This window comes from Lysinibacillus sp. F12 (genome assembly GCF_057773605.1).
The window spans coordinates 133130-151096 of record NZ_JBYMLP010000003.1 but is presented as its reverse complement, the minus strand read 5'-3'; the positions used below and the strand labels follow the sequence as shown (position 1 = coordinate 151096).

Below are 17967 nucleotides of genomic sequence, written 5' to 3'. Positions count from 1 at the left end.
ATTGCCGCTTGCCAGTGGACAGTTACTCGGGTTTTTATATGCATTCCGTTATCGTGATGTAATGATTATTCTTCTTTCAATGTTTGGTCCAAATATTTCACCGTCTCAAACATATTCGTTTTACTAGCTCCCTTTACGAGAATCGTATCATGAGGTTGTATGAGTTTATCTAGCAGTGCATGCAAGGCATCTTTATTAATAAAGTGGTGGACCTTGGATGGGTCCATCCCCATCTCAATTGCGGCATTACTCATTTCATCAGTCCTAAATCCATAAGTGATGAATTCATCAATACCTACCTTATAAATATACTCGCCAACCTTCCGATATTCTTCTTCCCTCAACACCCCAAGCTCCCGCATTTGTCCAATAATCGCTACTTTTCTTTTTTTGGCAATATTGGTCAATACATCAATGGCAGCTCGGACTCCTTGTGGATGGGAGTGAACCGTATCATCTATGACCGTTATATCATCACGCAAGTTATAAATCGTTAATCGTCTTGGTGGCTTTTTAAAGTTGAGCCCTGCCTGGATATCCAATGGACTAAACCCTAAATAATCAGCTACAGCTACAGCATTAAGGGCATTATAAACATGATGCTCCCCTAAAATAGGAATATACAATTCTATTTCTTGACCATGTAGCTTCATTTTAAAGGACATGCCGATATCCTTATACTGAAGGTCATATGCTCGGTAATCTGCATCACTTTTTATGCCCACCGTTAACATTTTCCCTTTAAATTGCTGTGTCTCTAAATATCTTGAATTATCATCATCCTTATTCAATATCAGTAGCCCTTGTTGGTCCATCCCATGAATCAGTTCCGACTTTGCCTTCGCAACCCCTCTTACATCCCCATCAAAGTTACCTACATGGGCCAAACCAATATTCGTCACAATACTAATATTCGGCTGTATAATGCTACAGTGATTCGTAATAATACCTGGGTACGCCATGCCGTATTCTAATACGACAGCCTGATGAGAGTCATTGATTTCTTCCTTATGCTTTTTTGTATGCTCTGTCGTATTCCAATAATCCTTCGATTCAAACACATTCCATTTTTTTGATAAAATCGAACCGACAAATGCCTTGGTTGTTGTTTTTCCTGCACTTCCTGTAATGGCAATAATAGGTAAGTCCTTTTTAGCCTCCACTTGATTGCTTTTTGGTTGAACAATATCTTTTTTGACGTCCGTTTGATTGTTTTTCTGTTGAACCATTTTCTTTTTTACAGGTTTATGGTTTTTTGCGAGATACATCGCATAGCGGATAGAATTAATGACGACGTCTAATTCTAAATAAAAAGCAGGAGGACAGCCTGGGCGCCAATTTACCTCATACATCCAAATTTTTTGTTGTTGATCTAAACCGACGTCAATGCCTATTTCATCAATGACTTCCCCGAACTTTTCCATTTGTATGTCATCTAGATGATGCGCCAGTGCTAAAGAGAAATGCTCAAGCATTCGTCGAATATTGTAAGCTTCTTCCTTGAACTCTTGCTCTAAAAATGGGTCTAAATAATTGGTGAATCCACCATTATTTATATTTGGGATGATAGAGCCATTTGGAGCAATCCGAGGGTAGACAGTCGTCACCACCCATTTACCTTCACCATTTTTTTGTACATGCAGACGGAAATCATATACCTGGCCTGCCTTTGTAATGGATTGAATATAAGGCTGCATAATAAAAGTACCAGACGCAAGTTGCTCTTTTAATAAGGCATCTAATTGTGGCTTCGAATAGATTGTATTCGTACTATCTTTTCTCACCTCAAAATTCTTGGGTCCGGCCTTCGTAATAAAATAAATACCCTTTCCTTTACGTCCATCAATTGGCTTAAACACAACTCTTTTATAATAATGGATGAAGTTATGAAATACATCAGCATTCTTGACAATTTCAGAAGGAATCAAATACTGTTCAAATTCCTTGGCTTCTTTTAATCGTTTCATAACATTCCATTTATTCCCTATCGAATAGGTCGTAAAGGGAATTTCTTCTTTTAAGCGCTCAATAATCTCTTTAGACACAGATAACTTCTCTGGACTTCCCGCATTATAAATAACATCTGGAAAGGGCATTGTTTTTTCCTGCCATTGCCCATTCTCATATACCTTAGCGCGAATGCTACGTTTTTCAAAATCAACACTTTTAGGTGTAAAGTAAAAAAACTGTGCCCCTTCTGCCTTTGCAACTGCCGCATATGCATATGACTTGAGAACTGTCGTCGGATCAAGTCGATGATGCAGCATACCAATAATCGTCATAGCTAAACTTCCTTTCATTAGATTCTATCTCTATTACATTCACTCTTAATCCTTTTCATATAGACAGATGCTCTAGCTCTAGTCGTTTAATAGGATGCTACCATTTAGGTTCAATGATAAATTTCCCTTTTAGCATATCTGGCTTTAATAGCTGAATCGCAGAAATACTACTAAGCTCAATGGATTTTTCTGTACTTGTCTTTTCTAGCCTCACTACATCCGCAAGGGAATTGGTATCGTTCCCCTCATAATCAAAGGCACGTAGCAAAGACACCGTGCCACGATATCGATCTTTATCGACGTCCTCTATTCGGAAAAACTCCGTTTCAAAGTCCTTTACCGTATCCATTAGTCTTAAATGTGCGCCACTATTGGTAATTAAAAAAAACGGAATCGTATCACTCCCAACTATTTTTACAAGCAGCTGACCGAAATATTTAGAATGAAAATCCATCATAATATCCTGAAGATCCTTCAAATCGCACAAAGCTTCGCATAAAAAATGATTTCTTCTTTTCTCACTATTCAAATTGTAGCCCCCTCCCTAGTCTGAATAAGTATCCTAGTCTCCGTAAGTTGCCCTCTCGTTATAATATGTAGCGATACATAATATGACGACTTTTTCACAAAGAAACTAAAAAAACCTCTACCAAACGAAATGAGTGGTTAGAGGTTCGAAGCAAATCATTATTTGACAAGGCTTGCCAGTAGCTGTTCTAAATCATATTGTTCCAAATCATCTATTGTATGATGACCTGTAGAAAACGGTAATTGCTTGGTGATGGTATTGGGAACCACTACCGTGTGAAGACCCGCTGCCAAAGCTGCACGTGCTCCATTCGGTGAATCCTCCATAGCTATCGCTTCATTAGCACTTACACCTAATTGTTCAAGTGCCTGCACATACAGCTCAGGATCAGGCTTAACATTTGTCACCGTATCAGCGGTACAATAACAATCAAAAAACTCTCGTATACCCAATGCATCTACAAATCGATCAATCCATGAACGGCTTGAACTACTTGCAAGACCAATTTTTAAACCCGCTTCCTTTGCTTGCTGCAAAAGATTTAAAATACCAGGCCTTATCACTTCCAACTCCATCAGTTCCGCATGCCTTCCTTGAATGGATGTTCGAAATGCCTCCTCATCTAAATCCATTTGATGATGTGTAACTAGATAGGTATAAGGATTAAAATCCTGAAGATTTGTACCAAGGCATTTTGCATACGTCTCTAACGATAATGCCACACCATAAGATGCATAAGCATCCTTAAAAACTGTGTACCAAGCTGTTTCTGTATCAATAATCGTCCCATCAAAATCAAAAATAATCGCCTTCACTAGCCCATCCTCCTCCCCTAAACGGTCATTTGCAATTCCTGCATTGCTATCCGCCATTTTTCTGACTCTATCCGTCTATTTCCACATGCTATCCGTCACTTTCCTACTGCTATCCGTCTATTCTGGCATGCTATCCGTCACTTCCACTTTGCTATCCGCCCCTCTATCATTTCGATTTCCTTCATTTAGCAAAATAACTCCGCCTATTATGAGTGCAATCCCAAGCGCAGAGTAGAGGTTAAACATATCGTCCCAAATGACAATACCTACAATAACCGTCAAGGCGGTGCCGACACCTGACCAAATGGCATAGGCCAGGCTTAGTGGCAAAGTTTTCAAGCATAGGGATAGGCTGTAGAATGATATTCCATAGCCAAGTGCCACCGCCACAGATGGGCCTAGAACTGTAAATCCATCTGAAAGCTTCAGCATAGTTGTTGCAAAAACCTCACTGATAATCGAGAGTGTTAAAAATAAATAGCCTTTCATCTCGTTAGCCTCCTAATGACTACCCGCAAGATTAAGTACCACGACACCTAAAATAATACAAAGAATCCCTAGTACCTTCTTACGATTAAATAATTCCTTATACAGTACAACACCCACGATGGCTGTTAGTGCTGTGCCTAATCCTGCCCATATTGCATAGGCTGTGCCAATGGGTATTGTTTTTAGGGTTAAGGCTAAACAATAAAAGGCCGTGCCATAGCCGACCACTACTCCGAGAGATGGCCAAATACGAGAGAAGCCTTCCGTACGCTTGAGCATAGAGCTTGCAAAAACTTCTGCTACAATGGCGATAAATAAAAAACTGAAAACCATCATTTTTATGAAAATCCTTTCTTGCTGCTATGTTTAAATGCTACAATGATTAATCTTCATCCTCGACATATTCTAATATATCTCCCGGCTGACAGCCCAGAGCCTTACAGATAGCATTTAAAGTAGAGAAACGAACAGCTCTTACCTTACCTGTTTTTAAATTAGAAAGATTGACAATTGACACATCAACCCTTTCTGCAAGCTCACTCAGTTGCATTTTACGATCCGCTAGCATCCGATCTAAACGAATAATTATAGTCATATTTTCACTTCCTAAGCTGTTGCATCATATTCATCTTGGAGAAATGTACCATAACGGAAAATACGCGCAATGGTCCAAATCACCAAACCACATAGTAATAATGTCCAATTAATGCCTGTGTAATGATAGCTGATCCCTGTAATAAAATCTGTCTTTTCCAATAAGGATTCAAGCTTAAACGGTTGCATCATTAGATAGACGATATATGTACGGAATGCACTTACAGTCAAGCTCAAGATTATCACACAATACGCAATTCTTTCTATTTTTATACTATTATCTAGTGAAAATATAATCCCTTTTGCTATATTACTTAAAATATTTCTTACTTGAACAACGATTAAAAACAGAATAGTTATGTATATGGTAGCAGTTACTAATAATTTCACGATATCCATTTTCCTGTAGTACATATCTTGAACTGTCTGCTTGGACAACAGCATTTCCAATCCCTCAAAATGAATGGAAGCTGTCACACTTGTCTTGACTAACCAATGATTCACAGCATCCTCTGACACAATCATTGCTCCTACAAAAATAACTGCCATGCACGCCATGCCTAAAATCATGAGAGCCATGATGACCGTAAAGATGATCCGAAGCCCCTTTGTCAACAATTGAAATTCTTTGCTTTGAATTGTTTTCTCCATTTTTAGCATCCCCTTTCTTCTATTTTATTATACTGTTCCTTTTATCTCTATCAATAATAAATTAATGTTTATCATTAAATTATTATTGATATTAATAAAACCCTCTAGCACATTTCTACTAGAGGGTCATGATGGTTTATTTCAGTAAGCCGGCATTGACTAGATACTGATTAGCTACTTCTGCCGCTAGTTTTCCTTCTACATTCACTTGATAATTCATTTCCCGCATATCATCGTCTGTAATTTGATCAGCGAGTTTATCTAAGGATTGTTCAATCTCTGGATATTGGTTCAGCGTCTCTTTTCGTAATAATGGGGCTCCTTGATAAGGCGGAAACAGCGCTTGGTCATCCTCTAATACACGGAGCTTGTATTGACGAATTTCACTATCCGTTGAATAAGCATCGAGTAGGTTGATATCTCCCGATTCAATCGCTTGGTAGCGAAGCTTAGGCTCCATTGTTGCAAGGGAGGGAAACGCAATATCATAGCGTTTTTGAATCCCGACATATCCATCCTCACGATCATTAAATTCCAATGTAAACCCTGCTTTAACAGCTTGTTCTATCGATTTAAGGTCCGAAATAGTTTGTAGCTGATATCTTTCTGCCAAGTCCTCCGATACTGCTAACGCATACGTATTGTTATAGTTCATTGGGCTCAGCATCACCATATCAAATTGCTTTAGCATTCCATCTTTCGCCTGCCGATAGACATCTGCCTCATTATTATTGATGGCTTCTTGTTTTAAAAATTCTGAGATGGCTGTGCCTGTAAATTCTGGGTATATATCAATGCTGCCAGATTTCAACGCATTAAATACAAATGAGGTTTTACCCAGTCCTGGTTTTAATTGCACTGTTAAGTCTGTATCCTGCTCTATTAATAACTTATACATATTAATGAGAATTTCAGGCTCCGCTCCTAGCTTTCCAGCGATGACAATTTCATCTTGGTCTTTACCATTTAGAAGCGGCATGAAGACCATCATCCATGCAACCATACTCACAAGACTGACAGCTATTACTGTTTTTCTAAATGACAGCGACTCAAGCCTTTTCAGTAAAATATCGAAGATTAATGCTAATATTGCTGCAGGCACAGCCCCTAAAATAATGAGTGCGGTATTATTACGATCAATGCCTAGTAAAATAATATCCCCTAAACCACCGGCTCCAATTAAAGCAGCTAATGTGGCTGTACCAACAATTAACACCATAGCGGTTCGAATACCAGCCATGATGACAGGCAGAGCAAGAGGCAATTCGACCTTCAATAAACGTTTAGGTGTGTTCATCCCCATTGCCAATGCGGCCTCCTTCAATGAAGGGTCCACTTCCTTGATGCCTGTATAAGTATTCCGTAGAATCGGTAAAAGTGCATAGACCACTAAGGCAATGATGGCTGGAACTTTGCCAATTCCGAACAGAGGAATTAATAACCCAAGTAACGCTAGAGATGGAATCGTTTGTAGCACGGCACTAATACCAATTATAGTTTCTGCTATTTTCTTTTTATTGGTTAAATAGATACCTAGCGGAATGGCAATAATGATGGCAAAAAATAGGGCTATAAAGGAGATTTGTATATGCTCGAGTAATGCTGCCAGAAGCTGTTCCTTTCGTTCCTCAAACATGTCCACGAAATTAGTCATGTGCTCGACCTCTTTCCTTGAAATCATTTGCGACATATTGCAGTATAGCTGTTCGAGTCACCATACCCATAATCTCCCCATTTTCTTCCACGCCAAGAACGTTATGCTCTGTCAGTTTTTCAAGAATCGTTGTGATCGACTCATTGATAGTAATCGTATCTCCTAGCTCACTAACACTTACGATTGGTTGCATAACCGTCCGAATATCAAACCTATTGTGAACTGAATTTACCCCTATAAATTGTTGGACAAAATCATTCACTGGATTTTCTACCATTTCCTGAGGAGATCCAATTTGAACAATTTCTCCATCTTTCATGACACATAGTCGATCCCCTAGCTTCAGCGCCTCCTGCATATCATGCGAGACAAAGACGATGGTTTTTTGAATTTTTCGCTGCATATCTAATAGGTCATCCTGTAACTTTGTACGACTGATGGGATCTAAAGCACTGAAAGGTTCGTCCATCAAAATAATTTCTGGATCCGCTGCTAATGCACGAATTACGCCCACTCTTTGCTGTTCCCCTCCAGATAACTCCTTTGGCTTGCGCTGACGATATTTTTCAGGCTCAAGGCCTACCAATTCCAATAGTTCATCCACACGCTTTTGAATTTTAGTTTTACTCCATTTTTTTAATTCTGGGACAATCGCAATATTTTCTTCAATGGTCATATGCGGAAAAAGAGCAATTTGTTGTAACACATAGCCGATACTCCAGCGTAACTCGTGAATATTATAATCACTTACTCTTTTTCCATTGATCCAAATAGTTCCTTCAGTCAATGGAATTAATCGGTTGATCATCTTCAATAAAGTAGTTTTACCACATCCACTTGGACCGATAATAACGAAGAATTCACCTTTTTTAATCTCCACGTTGAGGGCTTTGACAGCCACATGGTCGTTACTATACATTTTTGAAACATTATCAAATATTATCATTTGCCAGCTCCTTATATTTCGCGAATAAAATAGTAAATTTGTATTTCGTCTATATATTTCACAAATAATAGCCCTTCCAAACATTTGTACGAAGGCTAGTTGATTTACTACACTCCCAACTCCTCAATGGTAGTAAAACCTCTTTACTATTTATCATAGCATTTTATCCCTAATTACACATAAATCTACTAAATTGACTGTTAATTCCGTCTTATGAGAAGATAAAAAAAACGGCAATTGGGAGGTAGTGAACTATGAAGAATGTCTTTCAATTTATACCTATTAACAAACTGGCTGATAAGTTTCCCGAAAACTCTTGGTGGGCAAGCCATTACACGGATTTTAGTGAGAACGACCTTGTTGCGTACTATGAGGGAGATTTGAAGCTTCCTTTTCTTGATTTGGATTGGGACATTCCTTTCCCACAGCAAGACAATGTGATCATTATTGTTATTGATGGTCATTTGACGGTAGATCATTTATACAATGCAGAAACGGATGGTGCAATAGGACTGATGGTAATGGGCAATTTGACAGCTAAAAATATAGCTGTAGGTGGTCAGGAAATCTATGTTCACGGACATCTGACAGTAGAGGATATTTTGTGTGGCTCCTATAATCATGGGGAAACGATTGTCAATGGTCATCTTCAGGCAAACGTATTAGTTCAAGACGATGAGTATCGCTTTAACGTTCATGGACAGAAGTCACTGCAATGTATCGTCAACATTTGGCACGGAGATGGCGTTTTTCAGGAACTCCCTATCCGTATACAAGATGTGTTAATTGACGAGGTTTTTTATGATATGGATGACGATGAAGAAGAGATTGAATTTTCATTCGTCACATTGGTGAGTATCCTTAAAGAAGGACGCTCCGCACTGACTAATTTACAGGAAATCCCCCACATCAAGAAGGCAACTCATGTAAATTTTACGGACCATCACATCGATGTGGAAAATATACTAAAGCTAACAAAGTGTATTTTGATGACTGGAGACAAGCCTTATTTTGACCTTGAGGAACATGGTGTGCATTTCACTGTTCAGCGAGCGCATATCGATGATGACGGAGACAAGACGAATGATAGCATTTATATGAAAACCTCCCAGTATCATTATTTTATTTGGCTCAATGAAGATCAAACCGTCTCCCTATTGAGAAAATCATTCGATGAAGGAGATGAATGGTGGGACATTACGGATTTACCTCAGGACAATTTAGTGGATATTCAGGATCACTGGATTATGTTATTAACTTGTGTAAATGTCGCTACCCTTTATGTGCCTAAAATCGAGGTACAATATGTAGAACGAATTTTACAACATCCAGAAATTCAAGGGCTTGACGAGGATGACGATGGTTTCTGGGACGGTTCTAAATATTATAGTTTTCGTCAGGCCTATACGGATGAAGATGGTGATTTTATTCATGCTCGTATTGAAATTAAGACGCCTGATGAAGCGTATTATTTTTATTCATTAGAAAATCCATCCTATGTTTCTCGACACTACCAACCACCTAACCATTTTGGTCGCCACGAGATAGCTTTTTTAAATACTAGACGCTGGGAGGCTTCCGAACAATATTTTGAGAGATTTAAACAATATATGTCTCAAACTTTTAAGATAGACAATTCAGCGGAATGACATGGAACTATTTAACGTTCGCAACGTTCTATTAATGATATAAGCTATTTATTTACACACTTCTTTATTTCTCTTTCACTCTTTGTCATAATAAGAGATAGCTAAACTTTTAATAGAAGGGAGGGAGATGTGGTCACTACCAACATCAAGCCTATCATGAAATACGTAGTTAATTTTTTTAAAGGACTTCTGATTGCTGTCGTGGTTATTTGTATTTCATTTTTTATGGTGACCCAATTGTTTCATACGACAGAAAGAGAAGAGCCTGTCGTCATTGATGATCGCCCAAGTGCAGAAGAATTTATCGGCAAAATCGCTGAAACTGCACGAAATCTCGGTGCCAATAATGACTTATATGCCTCTGTGATGATTGCACAAGCCATTCTCGAAAGCGAGAGCGGACAAAGTGGTCTTGGCTCTGCCCCCAATTATAATCTGTTTGGCATGAAAGGCAGCTATCAAAATAATTCCGTGAAACTCGAAACGTCTGAGGATGATGGATCAGGTAATCTGTCTACCATTATGGCTGATTTCCGTAAATACCCTTCCTATGAGGCTTCTATGCAGGACTATGTAAAGCTAATGCGAAATGGAGTTTCGTGGAACAAGGAATATTATGCAGGTGTTTTCAAAAGTAACACCAAATCCTATACTGATGCGACGAAGTTTTTAACAGGCTCCTATGCCACTGATTCAAAATATAATGAAAAATTGAATTCACTTATCGCTCAATATGACCTACAGCAATATGACAGCCCGGTAAAGGATAAAAAAACGATCACAGTCACGGATGGTGACTCTATAGTAGATATCGCAGAGGTCTATAATGTCAACGTGACCTCTATTAAGCAATGGAATCAGCTAAGGTCAGATCGACTCGAAGCTGGTATGCAATTAAATATTTATCACTATTAGACGATAATCTCCATGCTCAGAAAATGGGCATGGAGTTTTTTTGCGAAACCAATCTTTTTCTCAAACGTCCTTATGTAAAAATGCGGCAAGGAAAGGATAGGACTATAGTGACTCGTACACAACTACTCAGCCTCATCATCATCAACCTAGTACTTTTGCCAATCATTCAACTTAGCTACAACTTATTATTTATGACTCAAATAGCTGAAAGCTTTTTTCAAATAGTCCTGTTCCCAATGTTGATAATTGTATTGAATCTGTTCCTTTGTTGCTGGCGACTAAAAATATCATTTTATATCCATTGGATCTTTATTTATGTGGGACAAGGTACTGCACTAGCCTGTTATTTCGTGTGGCATTATAGTCAATTAACACCCTTCCCACATATGCCTGTCGGTGAAGCGGCCTTTGATCTATACATGGTCACTTTTTTAATTGGTTTATGGCAGCTAGTCGCATTATTTGTCATCAATATTTTGGCGTTTGTCCTTTATTTATTTTGGCAAACCCTCCGAAATAATGACCATCAAAAAAAGCTTTATAGGCTTTGACCTAATAAAGCAAGACATTCTATATTGATTTGTCGGTGAATAACGGATTCTATTATGTAACGCCCCTATGATGCTTTAGCTATTGAGTATCCTTCTGAAGTGTATAAACCCCTCTCTTTAAGTTATGGACTTCATTCGTTAACCCATGGACATCTGTCTTTATTTCTTGAACCCTCCTCCTTAACATACAGATTTCTTACTTTCGCTCTTGGAACCCGTCCTTCTACATGGACATCCATCTTCCTTTTAAACTCATATCTGTCCAATTATATCTAGCGATGATTGACGACGTGTAAACCTTAATCCAACTACTCCCCTTCTACCCTTCAATTTTTTTCTAATATAGCATACTGGCCATTGGCTAGCTGCTTAATGGCAGTTAAAAAGAGAAGCCTATAGCTTGGGCTTCTCCGGAAATAAAGTACCTACTTCTGTTAGGGTTGTCGCTAAATCGTGACGATAGAGTGCATGCTGTTTATCTAGGCTATTGATGGTCACTTCGTTCCCACCAAGGGAAGAATGAACATACAAATTATCGCCCATGTATAAAGCTATATGACCTGGAAAATAGAGCAAATCACCTTTTTGTCTACTTTCTTTCTCTATTTTCACAATAGGAAAGCCCTCCACCATTTTAGCATCCCTAAAAATAGTAACCCCATTTAACATATAAGCAATTGAACATAAGCCGGAGCAATCGATTCCTAATGGTGATTTGCCACCCCAGCGATAAGGTGTAGCTAGATAGCCTAACGCTGTTTCGATCACGTTTTCTCGAAAAGAATGCTCGGTTATTTGCGTTTGAGATCGCTTTGCCTGTAGCCACTTAGTGCGAACATAGCCTATTTTTCCCGACACTAATTGTACAGCAGACCATTCTTCTGGTACGTCCTCTTGCGTAACAACGCCTATACTAGAACCTTTCACAAGAGTCATCAGCTTTGTGCTTTGGATACGAGGCTGCTGTAAAACATCTGCAAAACTTTGAATAATGATATGCTGTGCTTCTCTATGCCATAACGATACCTTATCTTCATCCAGCAGCAAATCAGCCTTCTGACAATATCCTTTATAACGATAGGCAGTTTGGACATATACCCAATCCTCATGACAGTCTGTCAGAATATCTACTGTCATGCCATAAAAAACTTCATCTATTAATTCAGAAGTTTCATCAGGCTTGACATGCAAATTGGCAATCATAGCTTTAATGATAGACTTCATTGCTGTTCCTCCCTCTGCTCCATCATATGGTCATAAACCACTTTTGAAAAACGACCAATAAGTTGGCGAGCCAACTCATTTTCCGTTACGTTTGTTATGAAAACACCAATCAGATAATCAATTGAGTTACTGTAGACAATACCTACATCATGATCGACTGTGTCAAGCCCTCCTGTTTTATGGGCTAGCTTTACATCATCTACGAGGTAGCGCTTTAAGCCTTCATGTGCGCGTTGTCTATTTAAAATATCGATGACAAGCCTATTGTAAGGTGGTGCTAGTAAATCCTGTTGATAAATACGTGTAAAAAGGTGAGCCATGTCCCATGCAGACGTAAAGTTGTCTAAACCCATTGCAAGGCGCTCGACATCCATCATTTTTCGCTGTAGCAACGTTTCCTGTAAGCCTATTTGACGGAAATAATCATTTAAAAATTCCATTCCTACTACATCAATTAGGACGTTTGTTGCTGTATTGTCACTTGTTATAATCATCCATACTAGTAGCTCATAAACGGTGCTTTGCGTCAGACGTTGCTCGCTTATTACACTAAAATCTACCCAATCAGCAGGAGATATGGGTAAGGACGAATGAAGGGATATGCTGTATTTCTCAAAATACGCTAAAGCAGCTAGAAGAATCGGCACTTTAATAATACTAGCACTCGAAAATGCCTCCCCTATTTGATGGCTAAATAGGAATTGCTCATTCTTTGGATTTTTTACAAAGAGGTGCACTTTGTAGGGAGTTTCATGGAGGAGGTCTTGGATTATTTTCTCCATATGACACCTACCTAACAACACGAATCTGATGATTGTCTGCATCCATCGTAATAGTTCTTCCTAAAGGCAGTGACAGCGTTGGTAAACAGTGTCCACACGCTATTCCTGAAATAATGGGTTTGTTAAAAGGCACTAGAATTTCCTCAAAAATCGTTTGTAGCGATAAACTTTGTTCTGGCTTTTGTGGATTTTCAGGTCCGCAATTGGTCCATGCTCCTAATAAGATACCTGCTACGTCATCTAATTTCCCCGCTAGCTTTAATTGCGTTAACATTCGGTCAACTCGTTGTTCACTTTCATCAATATCTTCTAAAAATAGAATTTTCCCTTTTGTATCAATTTCATAGGGTGTCCCAAGTGATGCTGTCACTAATGTTAAATTGCCCCCAATAAGTGTTCCTGTAGCACTTCCAGCTACGAGTTTAGACATTGGTTGATCTACAGGATTTTTTAAGTCATACTCCTCCATCTCTTCTGCCATTATGTGCTGACAAAAGGATTGCCAAGTATAATCGTCCATTTCCTGCCTAATAAACTCAGTCGAAGGCATGGGTGTATGGTACGTAACAAAGCCACTTAGCTGGTTGAAGGCTATATGTAAAGCCGTCACATCACTATAGCCTGCAAAGACTTTAGGATTCGCCCTCATTACCTCAAAATCTAAAAGTGGTAAAATTTTCGTTGCCCCATAGCCACCACGAACACAAAATATGCCGTCAATCGTTGGATCCTGAAACATTCGATGAACATCCGCCGCCCGCTGATGATCAGTGCCCGCTAAATAACCATGTCGCGCGTGACACGTCTCTCCAACGACCACCTTCAACCCAAGCTTTTCAATACTCGCTATAGCCGGCTGTAATCTTTCCGGTGGAGTAGCACCTGAAGCACTTAGTAGACCAATTGTGTCACCTTTTTTCAAAGCCTTTGGACGAATCATTCATTTACCTCCCGTTTCAATAAAGTACGATAAACTGTTAATTCTTCTTCATTAGCTAAAATAAAATGGCCATCCTCAATTTCCACAAATGAAGGAGGACTGTCATCATAACGATGTTGTGTTGGATCATAAATCTCTACCACTTTCTCTCGTTCCCTATAAGGGTTTGGCTCCGGTACAGCTGATAGTAAAGCTCTCGTATACGGATGAAGTGGATGGATGAAAAGCCGCTCAGTTTCGGCTAGCTCGACAATTTTTCCTTTATAAATGACGGCCGTACGATCCGTGATAAAACGGACAACGGATAGATCATGAGCAATAAATAAAAAGGTTAAATGATTTTGCCGTTGAAGATTTGCTAATAAATTCAATACCTGTGCCCGAATAGATACGTCTAAGGCAGATATTGGCTCATCAGCGATAATAAATTCTGGTTCCATCACTAATGCACGAGCAATGCCAATACGTTGGCGTTGACCACCAGAAAATTCGTGAGGAAATCGATTCGAAAATTCTGGAAGTAGACCTACGTTTAATAGTGCCTTGCGAACCTTTTCCTGACGTTCTGCCTCATCTTTATATTTTTTGAAAGGATATAATCCTTCCGACACGATATAATCAACTTTTGCACGTTCATTGAGCGACGCCATCGGGTCCTGAAAAATCATTTGGATTTTCTGGGTAATTTCCAAATCCCAATCTTTCGGAATTTTCCCATGAATAGTTTTGCCATGATATAAAATTTGTCCCTCTGTAACCTCGTTGATGCGCATAATAGACCGCCCAATCGTTGTTTTCCCTGAACCTGATTCACCTACTAAACCAAATGTTTCGCCTTTAAAAATATGAAAACTAACATCATCAATGACCGTAAATGTATCTTTCCCCTTGCCAAAATTGACGGTTAAATTTTTCACTTCTAGTAACACTTCTTTATCACTCACTAGCATACTGCCTCCCCTCTGCAAAAAAGGCTTGTAAGGCAGCAGGAGGTTCTACCTTTGGGGCAAGTGGATCTAATAACCATGTTCGTGCATAATGCGTATCACTAACCTGAAAAAAAGGTGGGCGCTCGATAAAATCAATTTTCAGCGCATATTCGTTGCGCGGCGCAAAGGCATCACCCTTTATTTCCTGAAAAAGATTGGGCGGCGTCCCTTTGATCGAATACAACGCTTCTCCCTTGGAGCCGAGCTGCGGTAAGGAGGAAATAAGGGCCCATGTATAAGGGTGCTTACTATTAAAGAAAATTTCATGGGTTTCCCCCACCTCAATCACATCACCCGCATACATCACCGCGATACGGTCTGCCACCTTGGCGACGACGCCTAAATCATGCGTAATATAGACAATCGTTAAGCCATACTTCTGTTGGAGATTTTTTAATAGCTGCAAAATTTGTGCTTGAATGGTTACATCTAAAGCGGTTGTTGGTTCATCACATAGTAAAATATTTGGCTTACAGGCGATCGCAATCGCAATGACAATACGTTGACGCATCCCACCAGAAAATTCATGTGGATATTGCTTATAGCGTTTTTTCACATCATGGATTCCAACATCTGTGAGTAATTTTAATGTTTCTTCATAAGCCTCCTTCCCCTTCAAGCCTTGATGTAACACTACACATTCCTCAATTTGCTTCCCGATCGTTTTTAACGGATTTAAAGATGTCATCGGGTCCTGCGTCACCATCGCTATTTCCTTTCCTCGTATCCGAAGCCATTCTTGCTCTGTCGTAAATTGGCCTAGATCCTGTGCTCGATAAATGATTCTGCCCTTTTTAATGCTGCCGTTTTTGTCGAGCAAGCCCATAATGGACTTCATGAGCACGGATTTGCCAGAACCAGATTCACCAACAATAGCTAAGCTTTCCCCTTTATAAATATCCAGAGAAATATCTCGAATTGCTGTTAATACACGACCACGTAATGTGAATTGAATGACTAAATTTTGGATAACTAATAGGCGTGATTTTTTAGATGTCACTAATTTCATCTCCTTATACATGGTTTTTCGGATCTGCTGCATCTGCAAAGGAATTACCAATAATATAAAACGCAATAGTAATGACACTTAATACAATACTCGGAAAAATTAGCTGATATCGTAAGTCTGGCGACATCATGAGCACACGCCCTTCATTGATTAAATTACCTAAGGACGGTTCACTAATTGGCAGCCCTAAGCCAATATACGTTAAAAATACCTCTGCCCCTATGGCAAAGGGAATAGCTAGACTCAACCGTAACATAATGACAGAAATTAAATAGGGTAGTAGATTTTTAAAAATGATACGGTAATCCGGTGTCCCTAAGCATTTAGAGGCTAAGTTGTATTCACGGTCGCGTAAAATAACAATTTGATTGCGAATAAATCTAGCCATTTCCACCCACCCCGTTATACACATGGCGATAATAATCGTTGATATACTTGGTCGTAAAATATAAGACATTAAAATCAGGACAATGGTTGTTGGGATATTATCAACAACGTTATACAGTTGTGTAATAGGCACCTCTAGCTTTCGCGAAAAGCCCCATAGTGTTCCAACTGTAATCCCAACCACGGCTTCTACTAAAGCGACTACACAGCCGATAAATAAGGATGTCCTTGTCCCCGCCCAAATTCGTGACCATAAATCCTGCCCAATTGAGTTTGTACCAAACCAAAACTCAGCATTAGGGGAAATATTACGTGCCTGCATCCCAGTTTGCTCATCTAGGTAAATTTCCGTTGGTGATTTTTGTGCTGGTAAATACGGCTGTAGGATCGTAAACCCAACAATTATAAGCACGCCAACTAATAAAAACACAGCTAGTCGATTTTTCAAAAAGGATTGCCATGTGGAACGCCAATATGAGTAATTAGAATGACCTGTTTCTTCTGCTTGTCGCGCATCGACTTCCACAAATTCAAACAATGTTTCCCGTGATTTATTAGAAATATTATGAATTTCATTCGTATACATGCCCATTAGCGTACTCCGCCTCCCTTGCCTAGTTTAATCCGAGGATCAACAAGCGCCATGGCAATATCCCCTAAAATAAGTCCGATGATACCAAGGGAGGAGAACACCAGCACTAAGCCTTGGACAATCGTATTATCCTGTCGTTGAATCGCATCAACGAGTAAGCCCCCCATCCCTGGGATGGAATACAAAGATTCTATATAAATAGAGCCCGTAATGGTGAACAAAATAGTGGCAGGTAAATATTGCGCCATTGGGATAAAGGCATTTCGTAAAACATGCTTGAACATTAATGTTCGTTCCTTTACTCCCTTAGCTCTCGCAAGTTTAATATAGTCCTTGTTCAATTCATCCACCATATAACGTCTCATCCACATCGCATAGGAGGCTGTAGGAGCCAACGCCATGGAGGTTAATGGAAGAATCCATGTAATCGGTCTATATTCATCAAAGAGCATCGGCAATTGAAAAAGATCTGTAATATACATTTGTATCACTAAATAATAAACAGCTGCAGGTACAGCTACGACAAAAACAATATAGCCTGTCCCAAGTCGATCGAGCCAACGCCCCTTACGATAAGCCATCATAATACCTAGCGGCACACCAATTAAGAGTGAAAGGGCAACAGCTCCTAAACCAAAAAGTAGTGAATATATAATTTTGTCCCCAATAATCGTTGTAACAGGTACATCCGTTCGATAGGTCACCGATTTCCCGAGATCCCCTTGTAATAATTTCGTGTAAAAGTTTCCTAGCTGGATAAGCAATGGATCCCGTAATCCTAGATTCGTTAAATAGATTTCTTGCTGAGCAGGAGACATTTTATCGGCTGCCGCACCTAAATATCCTTCCTCTGGCATTAATCGTAATAACGAAAAAACAATAGTAATAATAATAAAAAGGGTGAACACAGATTGTAAGAGTCGTTTTCCTATATAGTGCAACATCGCGCCATCCTCCTATGTCAAAAAG

The 17967-nt window shown here is 39.3% G+C and carries 19 protein-coding genes; 3 read left to right on the top strand and 16 right to left on the bottom strand.

Going from position 1 to position 17967, the window contains the following annotated elements; all coding sequences use genetic code 11:
- Positions 1–65: 65 nt before the first annotated feature.
- From AC3CH7_RS14530 to AC3CH7_RS14490, 9 genes are all read right to left on the bottom strand, one after another.
- Positions 66–2282, bottom strand: coding sequence for a YheC/YheD family protein (locus tag AC3CH7_RS14530; RefSeq protein ID WP_488381530.1), 2217 nt, complete (start codon positions 2280–2282; stop codon positions 66–68).
- Between the two features lie 97 nt (positions 2283–2379).
- Positions 2380–2811 (bottom strand): hypothetical protein, encoded by a 432-nt coding sequence (locus tag AC3CH7_RS14525; protein WP_031419634.1) that lies wholly within the window; start codon positions 2809–2811, stop codon positions 2380–2382.
- 158 nt (positions 2812–2969) lie between these two features.
- The gene (locus AC3CH7_RS14520) at positions 2970–3683 is read right to left on the bottom strand and encodes an HAD family hydrolase (RefSeq protein WP_012293951.1); all 714 of its coding nucleotides are present in this window, start codon (positions 3681–3683) and stop codon (positions 2970–2972) included.
- Between the two features lie 60 nt (positions 3684–3743).
- A complete protein-coding gene (locus tag AC3CH7_RS14515) occupies positions 3744–4115 on the bottom strand; it encodes a DMT family transporter (RefSeq protein WP_012293950.1) in 372 nt (123 codons plus the stop codon).
- A 12-nt stretch (positions 4116–4127) separates the two neighbouring features.
- Positions 4128–4451: a DMT family transporter gene (locus tag AC3CH7_RS14510; RefSeq protein ID WP_012293949.1), complete on the bottom strand. Its 324-nt coding sequence runs from the start codon at positions 4449–4451 to the stop codon at positions 4128–4130.
- Between the two features lie 46 nt (positions 4452–4497).
- On the bottom strand, positions 4498–4710 hold the full coding sequence (locus AC3CH7_RS14505) for a helix-turn-helix domain-containing protein (protein WP_031419630.1): 213 nt from the start codon (positions 4708–4710) through the stop codon (positions 4498–4500).
- Between the two features lie 11 nt (positions 4711–4721).
- Positions 4722–5360 carry a DUF2975 domain-containing protein gene (locus AC3CH7_RS14500; protein WP_036167960.1) on the bottom strand — a complete coding sequence of 213 codons (639 nt, stop codon included), beginning with the start codon at positions 5358–5360 and terminating at the stop codon, positions 4722–4724.
- 136 nt (positions 5361–5496) lie between these two features.
- Positions 5497–7014, bottom strand: a complete 1518-nt coding sequence (locus tag AC3CH7_RS14495; RefSeq protein WP_036167957.1) for an ABC transporter permease/substrate-binding protein — start codon at positions 7012–7014, stop codon at positions 5497–5499.
- Complete coding sequence (locus AC3CH7_RS14490) at positions 7007–7960, bottom strand: ABC transporter ATP-binding protein (RefSeq protein WP_036167953.1); 954 nt, start codon at positions 7958–7960, stop codon at positions 7007–7009. The genes AC3CH7_RS14495 and AC3CH7_RS14490 overlap by 8 nt, the downstream gene beginning before the upstream one ends.
- A 254-nt stretch (positions 7961–8214) precedes the next feature.
- Here AC3CH7_RS14490 and AC3CH7_RS14485 point away from each other — a divergent pair, with 254 nt between their 5' ends.
- The 3 genes from AC3CH7_RS14485 (at position 8215) to AC3CH7_RS14475 (ending at position 11075) form a co-directional block, all read left to right on the top strand.
- Entirely contained in the window at positions 8215–9609 is a 1395-nt protein-coding gene (locus tag AC3CH7_RS14485) for a hypothetical protein (protein ID WP_207889827.1), read from the top strand.
- 129 nt (positions 9610–9738) lie between these two features.
- Entirely contained in the window at positions 9739–10524 is a 786-nt protein-coding gene (locus AC3CH7_RS14480; RefSeq protein ID WP_230584372.1) for a glucosaminidase domain-containing protein, read from the top strand.
- Between the two features lie 107 nt (positions 10525–10631).
- Positions 10632–11075: a hypothetical protein gene (locus AC3CH7_RS14475; protein ID WP_230591380.1), complete on the top strand. Its 444-nt coding sequence runs from the start codon at positions 10632–10634 to the stop codon at positions 11073–11075.
- A gap of 393 nt (positions 11076–11468) precedes the next feature.
- Here AC3CH7_RS14475 and AC3CH7_RS14470 read toward each other — a convergent pair whose 3' ends face one another.
- Genes AC3CH7_RS14470 through AC3CH7_RS14440 form a run of 7 tightly spaced genes read right to left on the bottom strand, consistent with a single transcriptional unit; the run spans position 11469 to position 17942 of the window.
- Positions 11469–12299, bottom strand: coding sequence for a C40 family peptidase (locus tag AC3CH7_RS14470; protein ID WP_207889825.1), 831 nt, complete (start codon positions 12297–12299; stop codon positions 11469–11471).
- Positions 12296–13081, bottom strand: coding sequence for a serine hydrolase (locus AC3CH7_RS14465; RefSeq protein ID WP_031419620.1), 786 nt, complete (start codon positions 13079–13081; stop codon positions 12296–12298). The genes AC3CH7_RS14470 and AC3CH7_RS14465 overlap by 4 nt, the downstream gene beginning before the upstream one ends.
- Positions 13082–13088: 7 nt before the next feature.
- Positions 13089–14021 carry a S66 peptidase family protein gene (locus tag AC3CH7_RS14460; protein WP_031419619.1) on the bottom strand — a complete coding sequence of 311 codons (933 nt, stop codon included), beginning with the start codon at positions 14019–14021 and terminating at the stop codon, positions 13089–13091.
- On the bottom strand, positions 14018–14971 hold the full coding sequence (locus AC3CH7_RS14455; RefSeq protein WP_012293937.1) for an ATP-binding cassette domain-containing protein: 954 nt from the start codon (positions 14969–14971) through the stop codon (positions 14018–14020). Before AC3CH7_RS14455 ends, AC3CH7_RS14460 begins: the two co-directional genes overlap by 4 nt.
- Entirely contained in the window at positions 14958–16031 is a 1074-nt protein-coding gene (locus AC3CH7_RS14450) for an ABC transporter ATP-binding protein (RefSeq protein WP_031419618.1), read from the bottom strand. The genes AC3CH7_RS14455 and AC3CH7_RS14450 overlap by 14 nt, the downstream gene beginning before the upstream one ends.
- Positions 16024–16998, bottom strand: a complete 975-nt coding sequence (locus tag AC3CH7_RS14445) for an ABC transporter permease (protein WP_012293935.1) — start codon at positions 16996–16998, stop codon at positions 16024–16026. The genes AC3CH7_RS14450 and AC3CH7_RS14445 overlap by 8 nt, the downstream gene beginning before the upstream one ends.
- Positions 16998–17942, bottom strand: coding sequence for an ABC transporter permease (locus AC3CH7_RS14440; protein ID WP_036161306.1), 945 nt, complete (start codon positions 17940–17942; stop codon positions 16998–17000). The genes AC3CH7_RS14445 and AC3CH7_RS14440 overlap by 1 nt, the downstream gene beginning before the upstream one ends.
- Positions 17943–17967: the final 25 nt, after the last annotated feature.

Bases quoted from the DNA above. Each gene is read 5' to 3' on its own strand.
- AC3CH7_RS14530 (WP_488381530.1), bottom strand. From the start codon at position 2,282: ATGACGATTATTGGTATGCTGCATCATCGACTTGATCCGACGACAGTT.
- AC3CH7_RS14520 (WP_012293951.1), bottom strand. From the start codon at position 3,683: ATGGCGGATAGCAATGCAGGAATTGCAAATGACCGTTTAGGGGAGGAG.
- AC3CH7_RS14515 (WP_012293950.1), bottom strand. From the start codon at position 4,115: ATGAAAGGCTATTTATTTTTAACACTCTCGATTATCAGTGAGGTTTTT.
- AC3CH7_RS14510 (WP_012293949.1), bottom strand. From the start codon at position 4,451: ATGATGGTTTTCAGTTTTTTATTTATCGCCATTGTAGCAGAAGTTTTT.
- AC3CH7_RS14505 (WP_031419630.1), bottom strand. From the start codon at position 4,710: ATGACTATAATTATTCGTTTAGATCGGATGCTAGCGGATCGTAAAATG.
- AC3CH7_RS14500 (WP_036167960.1), bottom strand. From the start codon at position 5,360: ATGGAGAAAACAATTCAAAGCAAAGAATTTCAATTGTTGACAAAGGGG.
- AC3CH7_RS14495 (WP_036167957.1), bottom strand. From the start codon at position 7,014: ATGACTAATTTCGTGGACATGTTTGAGGAACGAAAGGAACAGCTTCTG.
- AC3CH7_RS14490 (WP_036167953.1), bottom strand. From the start codon at position 7,960: ATGATAATATTTGATAATGTTTCAAAAATGTATAGTAACGACCATGTG.
- AC3CH7_RS14485 (WP_207889827.1), top strand. From the start codon at position 8,215: ATGAAGAATGTCTTTCAATTTATACCTATTAACAAACTGGCTGATAAG.
- AC3CH7_RS14470 (WP_207889825.1), bottom strand. From the start codon at position 12,299: ATGAAGTCTATCATTAAAGCTATGATTGCCAATTTGCATGTCAAGCCT.
- AC3CH7_RS14465 (WP_031419620.1), bottom strand. From the start codon at position 13,081: ATGGAGAAAATAATCCAAGACCTCCTCCATGAAACTCCCTACAAAGTG.
- AC3CH7_RS14460 (WP_031419619.1), bottom strand. From the start codon at position 14,021: ATGATTCGTCCAAAGGCTTTGAAAAAAGGTGACACAATTGGTCTACTA.
- AC3CH7_RS14455 (WP_012293937.1), bottom strand. From the start codon at position 14,971: ATGCTAGTGAGTGATAAAGAAGTGTTACTAGAAGTGAAAAATTTAACC.
- AC3CH7_RS14450 (WP_031419618.1), bottom strand. From the start codon at position 16,031: ATGTATAAGGAGATGAAATTAGTGACATCTAAAAAATCACGCCTATTA.
- AC3CH7_RS14445 (WP_012293935.1), bottom strand. From the start codon at position 16,998: ATGGGCATGTATACGAATGAAATTCATAATATTTCTAATAAATCACGG.
- AC3CH7_RS14440 (WP_036161306.1), bottom strand. From the start codon at position 17,942: ATGTTGCACTATATAGGAAAACGACTCTTACAATCTGTGTTCACCCTT.